A 15,255-nucleotide genomic window follows, 5' to 3' on the forward strand; every position below is an offset into this window, starting at 1 on the left:
TGGAGAACAGTGCATGGATAAACAACAACCTGAGCATTTGCTGCAACTCCTCGCTCAAGGCGCATCACTCAGCAGTAAGAACAGGGCACTGGCGTTTCCCTTGCTGCAGCGGGCTTGCGCCCTGCTCTGGCGTCTTGAGCCTGTTGGCTACCCAATGTCAGCCATAGAATTGGAGCGCAAGCTAAGCGTTCCCCTTGAGGACTGGCTGTCTTCGGCTATCAGGGCCGACTACTCAGGCCCCTTACTGTATTCCAACATCGCCACGCAAACCTGCAATGAGATGCTGCTTGAGCTCGACGTAAGGGAGCTGTGGGAGCAAGTCCAGGCCAGCGTAAACCGGGTCAAGCAAGCGTGCCGCCTTCGGGCTGACGGTGAGACACACTATCGAAACTTCCGGTTGTTTCTGATTGAGCATGGCGTGATCGTGCCCTTCCAGGCCCAAGAATCCTTCGTTTCACTCAATCTTTCTCTAAGCGAGTTCTACGAGCCCATCCCCCCTCACCTGCACCATAACGGGCTTCTGTATCTATGTCCCGAATGCAAATGGCCGATGAATGCTCAGCGGCACCAGGTCAGTTGCGACTCTGCTTGGTGCCAGGACAAAAAGAGTCTTTTTGTTCGTGATGGTTCGAGACTGATCAACCGTGTAGACAACAGCATCCTTCTGGGACACCCCGTCGAGGACCGGCTGATGCTCAAACCGCCATTATGGAAATTCACGCTCCAACCTGGACTGCTTGAGGTTGCGCTCGCAAGCGCGCTCGTGGCGAAAGGTTTGGAGGTGCAGCTGTGGCCTGATGTGGATCGAACGGATCTGCGTATCCGTCTTGGCCACGCTTACCAGGATATTGATGCCAAGGTCTGGATATCGTCCTACGAGCTGGCCAAACACATCGAATCAATCCCTTCGAGCAAGCCTCGCTGGATCGTAATCCCGGATTACCAGATGCAAAACATTCCCCTGCTCCGCCAACGCTGCCCTGCAGGGGTTGCGGTCTTCACGCAGAGCCAGTGCGTAAGGGAGGCACAAAAACATGCAGCCCCTTTCTGACATTAGTACAACGCTTTTTCTCGCCCTGGCTGCGCGATATGTGGGCAGTGAACCCATGCTGGCCGATGCAGCAGCTCTCTGCGCGGGCCGAACACGCGGCTGGAGCACCTGGTGCGCGCTTCAGGACGCTGATCAGCTGCTGATAGCCGAGAGCTTGCGGCTCAGGCCCTCACTTGTAGCCCAACCCAAGCGTTTCCTGATGAGCGCCGAGGCGATTATCAAAGGTGAACGCAGCCCCTTTGAGTTGATCGACGCGAGCAAGCTGAGTGACGAGCTCCACGAACAGGATTGCTATCGCATATCACCGCACCTGAATGCCGACCAGCTCATCAGGGAATACTTCGAGGCACTCAAGTATGGGCGTGCGACACCGGTCTATGCCCAGCTCCCAGAGTCTGGGGACGTAGTCCTCAAGCATATCGCTGGAGATCAGGTCAGGGTTTTCGTTGTACCTGAAAGCGAGCGGAGCGTCCTCGAAGTCGCTGACTGCCACATCCATATCCCCTCATCGCCCGCTGTGCAGGAAATCGAGTGGGAGCTTGGCTCACTACGCGAACTCGCCCAGCAACTCGATGCAACGCCCAATCTCCACAGCCAACACGAAGCCTCCCTGACCAACATTTGGGGATCAGAACCCAAACGCGCAGCAGACTCGGGCAATTTTTACCGCGTGAATGCCCCCACTGGAACCGGCAAAAGCGTTGCCATGGTGATGATGTCGATTGACGCGGCTCGCAGAGGTCACAGAGTCGTGATTGCGGTACCGACGCTAGTCGAACTGGAAAACACCGTACGTATTCTCAGGCAGTCGCTAGCTGTGGCAGCGGCTGATCTGAAGGTTGCACCATTGCACTCAGCGACGCGGGTCTATGAGCGTGCACAGATCCAGTTCGCGCAGAGCAATACTGCGTCCGCGTACGACTATGCCTGCCTGCTGGATGCTTACGCGTCCGACCTCCTCGACGTCGAACCCGGTAAAGAGCCTTGCTTCAACGTTCGGGTATCGACCCAGGAGGAAGGCCGACTTGAGCATTCAAAACGGCTTAACCACTGTCCTTTTCTCTTCAAATGCGGTCGGACCAGAATGTTGTCAGAAGCTCTTGAAGCCGACATCGTGGTGATCAACCATCATGCCCTATTGTCGGGCACTACGCGCATTCCGCTGTCCGACGCCGACCAGTTTCCTGGACCGCGCAGCCTGATCGAGTTGCTGCTCCGGACTGCCCCGGTGTTTCTCGTCGACGAAATCGACGGTCTGCTGAAGTCTGCCATAGACAGCAGTGTCATCGAGCTGAAGCTTGGCAACCAGGGTGACAATAGCCCTCTCTTGCGCCTGTTCAATACCGTTGTTGGCCGGTCAAACATACTTGGGATTGATCGAAGCAGTCTGTACCGGGTGAACTGGGCGCTAACCTATTGCACGCTCAGTGTGAGCCAGCTCATGAACCTTCAGCAGGAAAAATATTTCGAGTGGCCAAAGAAGGAAACAACCTGGTCAGATGCCGACGACACCTTCATTACCGAAAAGCTGGGAATCAATCGCGAGGAGCTGGAACAGCTGTTCAACAACACGAACCGCATACCACCCCACCTGGAAAGGCTAAGTCACCACCTTGCCTGCTGGCGTTCAAACGATGGCGAACACAAGCTTGAAACCCTGGCGGTCAACCTTGGTCATCTCATCAAGGCATTGTCCGACAGTGGTCTGCTTCCTGCACCGCTGAAAGAGCATGACCAGATCCGCCTAAAAGCATCGTTGATCTTGCGTGGCACGCTGCTGGTCATCGAAACACACCTGCGAAACCTCCAGGTTGAGCTTTCTGGCTTCGTCAACGCCGAGGTCCCAAACGCTTATGAGGTTCGAAGGAGCATTGCAGGGCCAGAGCCGTTGAGCCCTACCCCCAACGGCCCCTTGCAGCGGGCCGTGTTTGGCTTCAAGCGGAAAGACAGTAGCGACAATGACTCGACCCTGAACGTCGTCGCCATGCGCGGTGATCCGCACAGCACCCTACTTTCATTTCCGGATGTCAGCGCTCTGGGCTATGCCGGTGTGAAACGGTTGTTCATAGGGTTCTCTGCCACTGCATATTTTCCCGGAGCCAGTGCTTACGACCTTCGAGCCAAAGACTTCATCGACGTTCCGGATGCAGCTGGCCAGATCACCTTCGAGAATGTCAACCAAACGACCGCCATCTCTGGTGCCGCCTTTGCGGAGCGCAAGTTCCTGGTATCGAAATTTGCCAAAGAAATATGGCCCTGGGCGAAAGCCCGTCTCCAGAGTCTGGCAAACGACCCAAAGACCCAAGAGCGCGCTCGCCTGCTCTTGGTCACCAACAGCGACACGGATGCTGAAGTGCTGGCCATGACCCTCGCGAAAATGCAGGGTGGCCCAGGCCAATTGGTAGGCTGGGTGCGAGGACGACAGAGCGAGTACAAGCCATCCTCACTCGAAGCACAGCAAACACTTGTCTACGACGACCTGGCGGAATTCACCAGCGGCCGGCATAAGGACAAGACGTTGCTGGTCAGTGCGCTTGGCCCTATGGCGCGCGGCCACAACATCGTAAACGCCGATGGTCTTTCGGCGATTGGCGCCGTAGTGATCTGCGTCCGTCCACTGCCCTCTTCGGACAGCCCAAACAACAACCTTGCCCATATCTGCTACGAGACGGGGAAAGCGGTTGCCTTCTACAGCAGCCCTGGCTTGCTGATGATGCAGGAGCGAAAGCATTCCAATGCTCTCCTACAAAGTATTCGTACCGCACGCCCGGCGTTTAGCCAGCAACCGGATAACATCCGTCATTACACCATCATGAACATCCTGGTGAGCCTCACTCAACTCATCGGACGGGGGCGTCGAGGAGGTACTCCGGTAACTTGTTACTTCGCTGATGCCGCGTTTCTGAATGGCCTCAAGCCTTGGCACGAGATGCTCAACGAGAGCGTCCATCAACTCAAGAAAGATGGGGATTGGGATCAGTTCGAACGTCACCATGCCGGCGTCGCATCAGCACTTCTGAAATACATCAATGAATCCAGAAAGGACGCGAGATGAAGGCTCTTGAGCTACGCACCAGCCTATTCAAATTTGATGCGACCCAATTGGGGCAAGCCTACCGTGTGGTAATCGGCCCCCAGTATCTCGACGCGTGGCAAGCGCTTCAGGGGCTGGTTAAAAAGCCACATCCGGGCCTGCCTACGACAGGATTGGAGGAGATGCTTGCGGTTCTTTCCCGGGGCCCCGTAAAGGTGGACCTATTCCCCCAAAAAGAGGGCGGTGTCTCGGCGATTATCATGCTCTATCCGCTGTCAGTCGACACTATCAACGAGGTACTCCACCTATGGTCGATGGACGTCCTTAGGATTTGGAACGAGCAACTGGTCGGCATTGAAGGAAAGTTGATCGTCACCGACGTGGTGCCGCTGGATACAAGTCACCTAGTCACGCCTGGAGACATTTCATCGCTCGCGTATACGGTCATTCCTTGGCTGGTGGGGCAAGCCCTCATACAAAAGCCCATGCAGGCGGCGATGCCCATCAAGCTGTACCAGGCAGCTGATTCCAGCTTGCTTGCATGGGATGACCCTATCGTTTCCGAAAATGATGTCCGATATGCCAGTGCACTGCATGCTATCGAACCGACTCTTGTCTTGCTGCACGGTCGGCCGCAGCCCTACATCCAGCTACGTGTGAAACTGACCCAGGTGATGCCCAACCTTGTAGGCAAGAAAAAACATGCCTGGGTCAAAACCGGCGACCTGATCGTCAAAGCGAAGCTCAAAACCAAGAAGACGGTCGAAGGCTGGGAAACTACGTACGAGCACCCTGTCGAGAAGCTGCTGACCTTCATGGGCGTACAGTCGTTTCCTCCAATGGTCGACGGCGACATCCCCGTCGACAGCGACGTGAGACCCATCTACGCCATCCCACCGTCGAATCCAATGATTGCGTCAGGCCCTGGCCCGCTGTTCCTCGACCAAGCCGGCTTTCACCTCCTTACAAGTCTGCCTGGAACGGCTCCGCTTCTGGTCAAGAAGGCGGTGGCTAGCTTACGAGAGGAGAAGGTTGTCACCACGGGAGAGGCCGCCAATCTGAACGCGATGGTACTCGCAGCACACGCTGACGTGATGCTGCGGCTACATGCAGCCAGTACCACCCTGGCCCAGGACAGCAAGTTCTTCGATAAGGTGATGCCTCCTCTCGTGGCACTGACACGCCTGGATGTACCGGACGCGCAGCGAATGCTTGAAGGAAAACATGACAGCAACAGCCTAAACGACTGGCTAATGAACCATGTGGTGCCCGCGAGCAAGCAGGCTTCTGAAAATGGCGCAAAGGTAATGATCGTTGAGACCAGTACGTCCGCTGCCTCTCAGGAAGCAGGGCTAGACCCCAAGCACGTCATTCGGAGGGTACTGGCAAAGCACGGCATCGCGACCCAGTTCATCATGCATATCGACCCTGATGCACAAGCTAAGAGGCGGAAGACCAAAGCGGATGATCGTGATTTCAAAGCTACCAACTCGATCATCGAAGCGATTCGACTAAGCGGGCACCTCCCCGTTCCGACGCCCAAAGTAAAATCGATGCCGGCGAGCACAACGGTGCTGTCGATTTTGCTGGATAGAATTCAGGATAAAGGCCCGGCCATCTATCTGCCGGTTATCACCCGGACGGTGTTGGGCGGGAATAAACCAGAGGTTTTCTGGTTCGAATCTAGCCTAGACTCCAATGGCAAATGGTTCAGCTACGGCGAGGGCTTGGCCGCCATCCACGGGACGGACACTCTGCTCAAGCCTGACCAATTGAAGACATTGGTCACCCAATCCTTGCTGGACTGCAAGATCAATTCGAACGACTCGTTGATCGTTTGCCTCGATGCCAATCTAAGAACCTTCTATGGAGCATTGAAAGATGGCCCCGGGGAGGGTCTTCCTCCCGTCCCATCAGATGCCGCTGTCGTCCGCATTCGAGCCGATCACCAGGTAGCACAGATCAGCGGCAACCACACCTTGTCTCCCAACTCGGCTCACTACATCGGGACGAAGGTGGGAGCTTTTCAATCTTGCGAGAGCGCCTCGGTATTTTATTTCGTGTCACCGTCTAAGCAGTACGGCAGCGTTCGCTCACAGCGCGAGAACACAAGATACGACGTATCAGAACGAGACCTGCGAGATCCATGGCAGCAGTTGGGCGTAACAGAAATCACGATCATAACGCCCGGGGCATTTAGCACTGCGACAGTGATCGCTGAACAGGTCGCCTTGCTGTGCAGGAACCCTTCACTGTGGGACGGCTACCTGCGTCTGCCTGGGCCCATGCACTTGGGCAAACAAGTAGCGGCAGACCATCCAATTTTGGAAATGCGACGCAAGTCTGAAGCGAACCGGTATGGAAATTAGGGAATCTAATGTGTGGAGGCAATGAAGCCGGTCAAATAGTCACCTGTTAGCACTCGGTATTAAGTTGTGCTCCATATGCACTGGATTTTGGTTCATATTGACCAGATGAACCAAAGTCGGCTTTCAACAAAGCAGGCACCACACAAATAAGCTAGATTCAGGCCGTCTCCGCAGGCTGGCTCACTAGAGCCAATGCCAAGGCCTTTGCTCCACCCAAGTCCAAATGCATCGTGGCGTAAGACTGCATGAGTAATGCTGGCGGAAGCACCCAATCCCATTTTTCTTGAGCCATGTTCTGTACGTCCGCCAGAACAGCGGATTCATCAATACCGTCCCACTCGGCGATCTCACGCAGCTTGCTTTCAAGCGACGTCCGATCTCCCTCAACCTCGATGACCAACCCGCTGTTCTCACTGGCTAGTCCGGTGTGCGTCAACAAGATGGCTAGGGCATCGTTTGTCCAATCGCCTCGCCAGCTGAAAAGGTAAGTCTTACCTCCGCTTTCGGTCATGCTCGAATGTACCAATCCAAGGTCCGAGAAAGCGCTACGTGCCTGAGCTAGTAGCTCTTGTGCCGTAGTATCAAGATAGGGGTAGACGTCCGCCTCCAACAAGACGCTCCTCATCTCTTGCCGAACCCGATCATGTACACGGGCTCCAAGCCCGTCAAAGGACGGGGGAGCACCACCGGGATCGGATCTCACGACAACGACCCTGGCCTCAGTGTCCACGCTCGTTACCCGCCAGCGGCGCCCAGCAAAGATAATTCGCTGATCGACGGTCAATGGCCTGGAGACGGGCAATGCGCCAAGTAGTTTGCCATCGCATACCAGGCGGAACTCTTCATTACTGACAAATGCACTGTAGAAGTCGTAGTGGTTGATCAGGCGTTCCCCCACTACGCCGGGCAGCAGGAGCCCCGATGTTTCCTGGGTTATCAAATCGCGCTCACCGAGGGCACGAAGCAAACTGAGGAAGCTGCCCTGCTCCACCCCAGTGAACGGACCACTGCGTATCAAGGTGCTCCACAGCTCTGCAGCTGTAGCTCCTCCCCGCTGGGCTATCACCGAGAGGCACTGCTGTACCAGCGTCGATAAATGAAGGCCATGAACACGAGGAGGCTCGAACCAGCCCTGCATCAACAACCGGATCATCGCGATGCTTTGCAGCAAACCCTGGCGAAGTCGATCTGACAGGGGCGAGCCATCGTCTAGCTGACGCTCCTTGCAGTAACTTCGGAGAATGGCTGCCTCTCCCGGACGGCGTCCGGATCGCCCCAAGCGTTGACGCAAGCTAGCTACCGATGGCGGAGCCCCGATCTGCACTACCGTCTTGATGCTGCCGATATCGACCCCAAGCTCCAGCGTGGTAGTGCAGACTGCGGTGGCAGGCCGGTCACCGTCTTTCAGCGCTTTCTCAGTTTCCTCTCGAATGTCCTTCGCCAAACTGCCGTGATGCGGCCAGAACTCGTTCGGTACACCATCCTGCTCGCAACGGCGCCGCAGATTGTCAGCGAACCACTCAACCTGAGTTCGACTGTTGGGGAAGATCAGGTTATTGCTGCCGCGTAGCACCTGAAAGAGATGCTCTGCGATGGCATGGTCCGGAGAAAAAACATCGTCACCTTCAGGCTGTACCGGGAGCGCCTTCTTGGACTCCACATACCCTCTGATCTGAACCTTAAGTATCTGGCCACTACCCTTGGATTCGATCACCGACACATGATGAGGGGCATTGGGACGCAAGAAGGCAGCAGCCAACGTCATGTCGCCCAACGTGGCGGAAAGACCAACCCTGGGCAGGGGGCGATCAATGATTGTTTCAACACGATGCATGAGTGACTGCAGCTGCTTGCCTCGCTCACTGCCGATAAAGGCATGGAGCTCATCCACCACCAGGTACCGCAGGTTGGCAAACAATCCCGCCAGGCTGGTTCCCTTGTTCACGAACAGAGCTTCGAGCGACTCCGGCGTGATCAGCAGAATGCCTTCCGGGGACTTGAGGAAGCGATGCTTGCGGCTCGCTGAGATATCCCCATGCCAAGCAATGACAGGAAGCTCAAGCTCATCGCAAAGCCTCGCCAAACGATCCCACTGGTCATTGATGAGAGCCTTCAGCGGGCTGATGTAAAGCACCGCCCCAGGCTTTTCCGTGTCCTGCAGGAGATTGGTAAGGATGGGCAGAAACGCGGCTTCGGTTTTGCCTGCAGCTGTAGCCGCCGCGATGATGACATCCTGGTCGGCCCCCAAGAGCGCAGGGATAGCACGCTCCTGGGCATCGCGTAGGGAGGTCCAGCCCTCGGCCCATATCCAGCGCTGGATTCGCGGTTCAAGGAGATCGAAGCCAACCGATTCAGAGCTGGAAGGTGGCAAGCTCATCGTCCGCATCCACTTGGGTATCGGCCTCACCGCCTCGATCCGGTGCAATCTCCACGGCACCCAACAGCGTCCGCCAATCAGCGTCAGGATTCTGCTCCAACACCGCTAGCAGGCTGATGAATGCGGTAATGGTCGTCCGCGGGGTACGGAAGTAGGCCTCACCCATCCGCTGGTTGCAGTGGGCCATAAACAGCGGCAATGCTTCGTCGGGTAGCAGATAGCGCTCGCTCACGCCTGCCGCGTATACATGACGCAGTTTCTGCAGCAGCACGTAGAAATCCTCAGGCGTCAGACTAGTGAGGCGTATGACAGGGCCGGACAGATCTACCAGCCCGGACTTGGCGAAGTTATTTTCAGCCAGACGCGACTGCAGCGCCGGATAGCTGTAGAGGCCGCGGCGAGTATCCATGAGAAATTCGGGTGTACCGCCCAACACAAAACCAAGCCCCTCAGCAGAGCCCTGCAGGGAGTCATTGAGGATACGAAGAATCTGCTCGTAGTTAGCGTTACGAGCTTGGGTGTTGGAAAGTTTGTACAGGTTCACCAGCTCATCGAGACATACCATCAACCCGCTAAAGCCGGCCAACCGAACGAATCGCGCAAGCAGCTTGAGCTGATCGTAGACCGAAGCATCGTCGACGATGGTTCGCACCCCCAGTGCGGTGCGGGCATCTGTCTTGGTAGTGAACTCGCCACGCAACCAGCGGATAGCATCAGCCTTGAGCTGCTCGTTACCCTCTTCGAAGCCTTTGCAATAGGCCGCGATTACATCAGCAAAGTCATAGCCGTTGACCATCTCTGCCAGTTGGTCGAGATGCTCGCGAATCACGGCCTCACTGTCTTTGCCGGACGCTTTGGCTTCCGTTTTGGCCTGCGCCACGAATTTCTCGACTATTCCTTGCAGAGCGCCGCCATCAGGCTTAGTTCGGGTGGACATATTCTTGGCCAATTCGGCATACAGCGAGCGAGCCTGGCCACCAGTAGCATGGAGACGACGATCCGGGTTCAGATCGGCATGCATGGTGACGAGCTTGCGCTCCATCGCGATAGAGCGAACCAGGTTGAGGAAGAATGTCTTGCCTGCACCATACTCACCGATCACTACGCGGAACGCGGAACCGCTTTCCGCGAGGCGCTCCACATCACGGATGAGTGCTTCCAGCTCCCCGACACGCCCCACTTGAATCAGGTGCTGGCCTGCACGGGGGACGACGCCGGCGCGCAGGGACTGGATGACCGCATCGCGGTCCTTGGCTCTGATGCTGCTCATAGCGGTAGTTTGTCCATAATGTCAGGGTTAACTTCGAAGGGGTCTTCCCCTTCGGTGACTGGCATATCGAAATGCTCAAATGCCATGTCGTTGATCTGCTCCAATGCTCCGTCGAGCATGAGTTCCATATCGCTTGCTACGGCCCCCAACTCGTCACGAGACCACTCGGTACGGGATACGAGTACACGCAGGAAGGCTGAGTGATCGGCGTCTAAGCCACAAACGGAGGAAGTATCCTCAACAGTCTCTTCCACAACTACGTCATCTGGCTCAGCAGTCTTGTCGTCAACGAAAACCTGAGCCAGCAGCGCAGATACCTGTTCCGTTTCACGCTGCAACTGAGCGATGCGCTCTTTGTCCAGAGCAAATTCGCCAACAGGCTTGGACGGAGTTGCTCCGGGAATGGAAGGCGTTGTCTGCGATGAGCCTACGGCGCTGCCACTGGCGGCCACATGAAGGTCGCTGTAGAGCGATTGCGGATCCAGCTGCAGGGTCTTGTAGACGCGCTCCAGCAACTTCACCTCTGCGGGGCTAACCTCGCCGTCGACCTGCGCCAAGTGAGCGAGAAAAGCCGCCACAACCCTCTTCGCCGGCTCGGCCAGGGGTTCCAGTTTCTTCTTCAGGCTTTGCAGGGTTGGTGGCTGGTTAAGCTGCAGACGCAGGTGGGCCTTCAGGCGTTTCCGATGAGCACCGCTCAGGTGACACCAGGAGTCGATATGCTGGGATAGCAGCATAATTTCCTGCGGCGACGTGTCACCATCGGCCGCCGCCACAGCACAAGCAAGGTCCAACGTAACAGAGGCGGCGCTATACGCCGGCGAAGAACGCAGATCACCATCTTCAGCCTGGGTCGCAAAGAGCGCCACATTGTCCTCTGCCTTGGGTGTTCGGCTGCCTGTCAGCACATCCGGCTCGATACCGATGTGTAAAGACTCCAGAGCGCGGGCGAGCGTCAGAACCTTGTCTCGCGACAGGCTACCTGCACTCTGCAGTCGCCCTGCCAGCTCACCGAAGCTCATGACCACCATGCCATCGCCGATGCGTTGCTTTAGCTCGGCGAGCGCTGTTCGAGCTGCTGGCGGCCACAGGTTTACGGGCAGCTGTAACAGCCCTTCTAGTGCATCAGGAGTGCCGGGGTTGCGGCCGAGATAACGACTGTAGGGCTCCAACTGCACTGTGCATTCGTCAACCAACTGCTGCAGCTTCTTCCGAGCTGCGCTAGTCGCAGTGACATCAGGGATACCGGATAGGCCATCCAGCTCTTGGGGTGGTAGACCCGCAGAAGCGGTGTTGTATTGGAGTCTCAGACGGGTCTTGTTCTGAGGGAGCACCATACCGGCGCCATAACGTTCCTCGTAGCGCATGCAGAACAACTGGGCGAACGCTTCTTTACAGCGGGTTACGGGTGTCCGCTTCCCGATGCTGTGATCAGACAGCACCCAGGCCAACGCCCAGTCAGCCGGCATTGGTTGCTTGTCAGCCGCCAACTGACCCAGGCCAATACGCAGCTCTACAGGCATTTCGTAGCCGTAAGGTAACGGTGCCGGCGGCGCCTTTTGATAGCGCCTGGCGAGTATTTGGCCTTGGCGGAGGAAGTCTACGAAGCGACTGGCGTAGTTATTGAAGGAGTTATTCTTGCCATAGATCGAGAGCAACCGCTCCACCTCGGCAATTATGATAGGTATGTCGGCCGCCGCAGCCTGATCCGTCTTGGCGTCGACAAAAACCCTACGCTCAAGACCGTAGAAGAATAAGAACACGTAGCCGATGTTGGCATGCGGAGCCTTTCGACCACTGGATAGCCATTGCAAATATGCGCGGCGGGCCTCAGGAGAGATGCTGTCGTAACTGGGCCAGTAAGGGGTGAGACGCTCAGATATATCGACGATGCCCCGTGCGACCTTCAGTTTCGGGTTGATCAGTGACGGTTCCGAAGGTCCATTGCGCCTGTTTTTATCTTCGCCGACGTAGATCAGACCAATAGTGATATTTTCGCCCGCCACTTCGATGGTTTCGCCAGCAGAAAGCCACCGCACGTTGGCACTATTCAGGTTCGCCGGCGCGCTCGGAATTCGGTGGGAAGACCGCTCAGTGGCCTCCAAAGTTACGGTAAAAAAGCCAGAGTCGTCTCGCTTTGCCGAAACCTGCCGGGGCGACGCCGAGACTTGCGCAGGAGCAGAGGGCTCATTTAGTGGCGAGACCTCATCCAATGAAAACGTCAGGCCGGTGCTTATGCCGAGGTCCGAGGAACTTGAACGAGTTCCCCCTTGAGGTGGCCGCATAGTTGTTGCCGAAGACATGACTGACGGTTTGCTGAAGGCCTTTATTACTAGCCACCCGCCTATGCCGACAATGAGTGCTCCGCCCAAGAAAACCCAAACACCCTTGGGAACGGAAGCTAGCCCCCCAATCACTAGGGCACACAGAACCATCGCTCCAGATACGCCAGACTTGCTGCTGCGCTTACGCTTCCCTGCCATCGCTTCGACTCCCTATACAAGCATGCTGGCCATTTAGCAGTATCGGCAATTCGGGTGCATCAGCCAATACCTCACGCCAAGCTACATGTTGAATCTCTTTATGATGTTATCCAAATGTGTTCCGTATGCACTGGTGAGATGGCGGCTCGATGCGAGCCGGGCGGCCACGGGGTAGAATTGATGAGCAGGCACAGCGCCGTCCGCCCTACTACGTCGGTTGCCTCGCGCTGAGCAGTAACTGCGCTAACCGTGCCAGATTACGCGCATCGTCGATGGCCCTGTGATGCTCACCCTCCCAGGAAAGGCCTATGTTTTCCACTGCACACTTCAGCCCTAGCGCACGGCAAGCGAAAATCTTCCAAAAGCACTTCTTTAGATTGATATGACGCGCCGGATCCAGCAATACATCTACCCCTGCTCTGAAAGCGTCCTCCTTCAGCTGGTTTCGGTCGTAATCGCCCCAAGAGCACCAGCGCCAGCCTTCTGTATTTCGCGGCGTCAGCCAGTCACCAAGCTGATCTTGTACCTCCGCGAAACGCTTTGCAGTATCGACGTCAGATTGAGATATGCCGGTCAGCCCCGTGCAAAACTCAGTTAGCGTGGGGCGAAGTAGCGGTCGGACAAACTGTCCGAAATGATCGACAATCCTGTACTCCAACTGAACATCCAACAGCGCGATGCCAATTTCGATCGTCTCCATCTCGTCGCGCTGGACCTTCAATACGTGAGCGTTCCGGGCCGCCTCGTTTAGGCCGGCAGGGTATTCATCGCAAGTCGCTTCCAGATCCACGCAAAGTAACCAGCGACTTTCTCCAAGTTGTTGACGAAGCGCATCAAGCTGCCCCCAACGCTTTACCTGCATGACACCCCGCCCTTCTTTTCCTCAGAGGATATAAACTTACGAGCATCAGCACGGACCGTGGGCTCAGTTTTATAGTAGTGACACGAGAAACGGATCACTGAATCGTTACCGGGGTTGCGTGTATGCCTTTTGCCCTCTGTGCCAACAGCCAATCCAGTGACAGGCGCCCGTCTTCTTTGAAAGTCACAATAACGTACAAGCTGCCCGTGGCGGTAAACAGCGCCCAAAAACCGCCTTGCTCATGAGCTTTCAGTACATCTGAGGTCCGAACCCGGTGACCGTCCTGGAACCTTCCATACACATCCGCCCGCACGTGACGATGAACCACGCCGATACAACAGCCTGCGATTAAATAAGCGTCCGTGAGATACGCCGTAACTTCCCTACCAAAACACATATCCATTGCTCGCGACAACGCGTCAGATACATCACGTGTTTGGTCGATACTTCGTTTAGTTGAACTCATCACGTCAGCACCCAAATTCGGATCAAAACTCGTTGCCCCCCACTAACGGCTAGCTGTCCAACCAATAATCGTCTCGAGCAATACGCCCAAACTTGTAGTCTTCATGCTGCGGGGCGTCGCCAAACAAATGATGTATGCGTCGCTCCTGTCGCAGGTACGCCAAGGTCATGAAGAAGCAGGTTTCACACATCCGTACGCGATAACGCTCACCGTCATGTCGCGCGCCGTATCCCCAGTGCGCTTGCAGCACACCGAACTGTTCGCCGTACCCAGGCACTCGCATGGAGGTACCACAGACGTCGCAAGGCACATCGGGGTGTCGGTTGTCTGGTACGTCCATGCCCGCCAATATCTGACGACGCATCAAAAAATCTTCAACACAGTAGTGAACTCGGCGCTTTTGCGAGCCCCTGGGCCAGCAAGCACATATCGCGTATTGCGCGTTCTGAAAATGCACCCATCGGCAAACTCAATCAGTTGTGTTGTACGCACCCAGTCACCCTCTTGGAAACGGTTGGCACTGTCGTACAACACGCGGCCGGCATACACCATCGCGGGCTGTTGCCCGGCCGCCTGTAACGTTTCTCGTATCGCGTCAGGCACGATGAGATCGATCCAGATCCAGTCACGCACAACACAGAAAGGCACCTCGTCAAGCAACGCAGCCGCTGAACCACGCGCGCACGCCTCTGCTAACGACATCTCGATACCAGGCATTACCTCACCCGGGGCGTATAACAAATGAGATACTTTCTTTAAATCGTCCATACCATCTCTCTATCTGAGCCATAGATGTCTAGAGGCAGAATCTGGGCAAAACGTCCCTACCTTGACAAACCTACCAAGTATGAAAAGCTTGTTTCCCAATGAGCGTCAGTTCTGACTATTAATATATGGCCTGAGTCTAAAAGGCGAGCAGCGCAACCCCATCAACCTCCATTATTAAACTAAGTACCTTATTCATCGATGCAAGCCTATGGCATCGCCCCACTACGCTCAGTATTGGACAAAAAACAGCAACCTGAAACCAATGCAATAAAATAATCCAGCTCCAACCACTGCTCGTCAAGCACTTTTAGAAAAGAAAAAGCCAACCACTGACCATCGGTATTTGTAATACGTATATATTGACAAGGATTGCCAGAACTCACGCACCAGAAGAGCAAGAAAGATAATCCTTATCGGACTTACCCTAGGCGCGGCCAATGACTATTTGAGATCAAGACATATCTCCACGGACGATGCGAGGCTGATCCAACCGGCTCGGAGTCGTCTTTTCGAATTTTGAAATTTCGCACCGTTGGTAATCACCACAAGCGAGGCGCGTCTGTGACGCGGAAGGGTAC

Annotated in this window: 9 protein-coding genes; 3 read left to right on the top strand and 6 right to left on the bottom strand. The window is 55.8% G+C overall.

Annotated features, from left to right (window positions below; all coding sequences use genetic code 11):
• The first annotated feature begins 13 nt into the window (after positions 1-13).
• Genes CW305_RS10700 through CW305_RS10710 form a run of 3 tightly spaced genes read left to right on the top strand, consistent with a single transcriptional unit; the run spans position 14 to position 6,454 of the window.
• Positions 14-1,051, top strand: a complete 1,038-nt coding sequence (locus CW305_RS10700) for a restriction endonuclease-related protein (RefSeq protein WP_038663141.1) — start codon at positions 14-16, stop codon at positions 1,049-1,051.
• Positions 1,035-4,106 carry an ATP-dependent DNA helicase gene (locus CW305_RS10705; protein ID WP_104097884.1) on the top strand — a complete coding sequence of 1,024 codons (3,072 nt, stop codon included), beginning with the start codon at positions 1,035-1,037 and terminating at the stop codon, positions 4,104-4,106. Before CW305_RS10700 ends, CW305_RS10705 begins: the two co-directional genes overlap by 17 nt.
• Positions 4,103-6,454 (top strand): RNaseH domain-containing protein, encoded by a 2,352-nt coding sequence (locus tag CW305_RS10710; RefSeq protein ID WP_104097885.1) that lies wholly within the window; start codon positions 4,103-4,105, stop codon positions 6,452-6,454. The genes CW305_RS10705 and CW305_RS10710 overlap by 4 nt, the downstream gene beginning before the upstream one ends.
• 157 nt (positions 6,455-6,611) lie before the next feature.
• On the opposite strand, the gene CW305_RS10715 is transcribed toward CW305_RS10710, so the two are convergent.
• From CW305_RS10715 to CW305_RS10745, 6 genes are all read right to left on the bottom strand, one after another.
• On the bottom strand, positions 6,612-8,831 hold the full coding sequence (locus tag CW305_RS10715) for a DEAD/DEAH box helicase (protein ID WP_104097886.1): 2,220 nt from the start codon (positions 8,829-8,831) through the stop codon (positions 6,612-6,614).
• On the bottom strand, positions 8,806-10,101 hold the full coding sequence (locus CW305_RS10720; protein WP_014597639.1) for an ATP-binding protein: 1,296 nt from the start codon (positions 10,099-10,101) through the stop codon (positions 8,806-8,808). Before CW305_RS10720 ends, CW305_RS10715 begins: the two co-directional genes overlap by 26 nt.
• Positions 10,098-12,581, bottom strand: a complete 2,484-nt coding sequence (locus tag CW305_RS10725; RefSeq protein ID WP_104097887.1) for a tellurite resistance TerB family protein — start codon at positions 12,579-12,581, stop codon at positions 10,098-10,100. The genes CW305_RS10720 and CW305_RS10725 overlap by 4 nt, the downstream gene beginning before the upstream one ends.
• 208 nt (positions 12,582-12,789) lie before the next feature.
• Positions 12,790-13,443 (bottom strand): 3'-5' exonuclease, encoded by a 654-nt coding sequence (locus CW305_RS10730; protein ID WP_104097888.1) that lies wholly within the window; start codon positions 13,441-13,443, stop codon positions 12,790-12,792.
• 515 nt (positions 13,444-13,958) lie between these two features.
• On the bottom strand, positions 13,959-14,273 hold the full coding sequence (locus tag CW305_RS23710) for a hypothetical protein (RefSeq protein WP_003291462.1): 315 nt from the start codon (positions 14,271-14,273) through the stop codon (positions 13,959-13,961).
• Positions 14,273-14,677 carry a DUF6957 family protein gene (locus tag CW305_RS10745; RefSeq protein WP_003291463.1) on the bottom strand — a complete coding sequence of 135 codons (405 nt, stop codon included), beginning with the start codon at positions 14,675-14,677 and terminating at the stop codon, positions 14,273-14,275. The genes CW305_RS23710 and CW305_RS10745 overlap by 1 nt, the downstream gene beginning before the upstream one ends.
• Between the last annotated feature and the right edge of the window lie 578 nt (positions 14,678-15,255).

Origin of the sequence: Stutzerimonas kunmingensis (assembly GCF_002929225.1) — a bacterium.
Lineage (GTDB): Bacteria > Pseudomonadota > Gammaproteobacteria > Pseudomonadales > Pseudomonadaceae > Stutzerimonas.

Excerpts from the sequence above, each read along its gene's own strand:
- CW305_RS10700 (WP_038663141.1), top strand. The coding sequence starts at position 14 with ATGGATAAACAACAACCTGAGCATTTGCTGCAACTCCTCGCTCAAGGC.
- CW305_RS10705 (WP_104097884.1), top strand. The coding sequence starts at position 1,035 with ATGCAGCCCCTTTCTGACATTAGTACAACGCTTTTTCTCGCCCTGGCT.
- CW305_RS10710 (WP_104097885.1), top strand. The coding sequence starts at position 4,103 with ATGAAGGCTCTTGAGCTACGCACCAGCCTATTCAAATTTGATGCGACC.
- CW305_RS10715 (WP_104097886.1), bottom strand. The coding sequence starts at position 8,831 with ATGAGCTTGCCACCTTCCAGCTCTGAATCGGTTGGCTTCGATCTCCTT.
- CW305_RS10720 (WP_014597639.1), bottom strand. The coding sequence starts at position 10,101 with ATGAGCAGCATCAGAGCCAAGGACCGCGATGCGGTCATCCAGTCCCTG.
- CW305_RS10725 (WP_104097887.1), bottom strand. The coding sequence starts at position 12,581 with ATGGCAGGGAAGCGTAAGCGCAGCAGCAAGTCTGGCGTATCTGGAGCG.
- CW305_RS10730 (WP_104097888.1), bottom strand. The coding sequence starts at position 13,443 with ATGCAGGTAAAGCGTTGGGGGCAGCTTGATGCGCTTCGTCAACAACTT.
- CW305_RS23710 (WP_003291462.1), bottom strand. The coding sequence starts at position 14,273 with ATGCGTCGTCAGATATTGGCGGGCATGGACGTACCAGACAACCGACAC.
- CW305_RS10745 (WP_003291463.1), bottom strand. The coding sequence starts at position 14,677 with ATGGACGATTTAAAGAAAGTATCTCATTTGTTATACGCCCCGGGTGAG.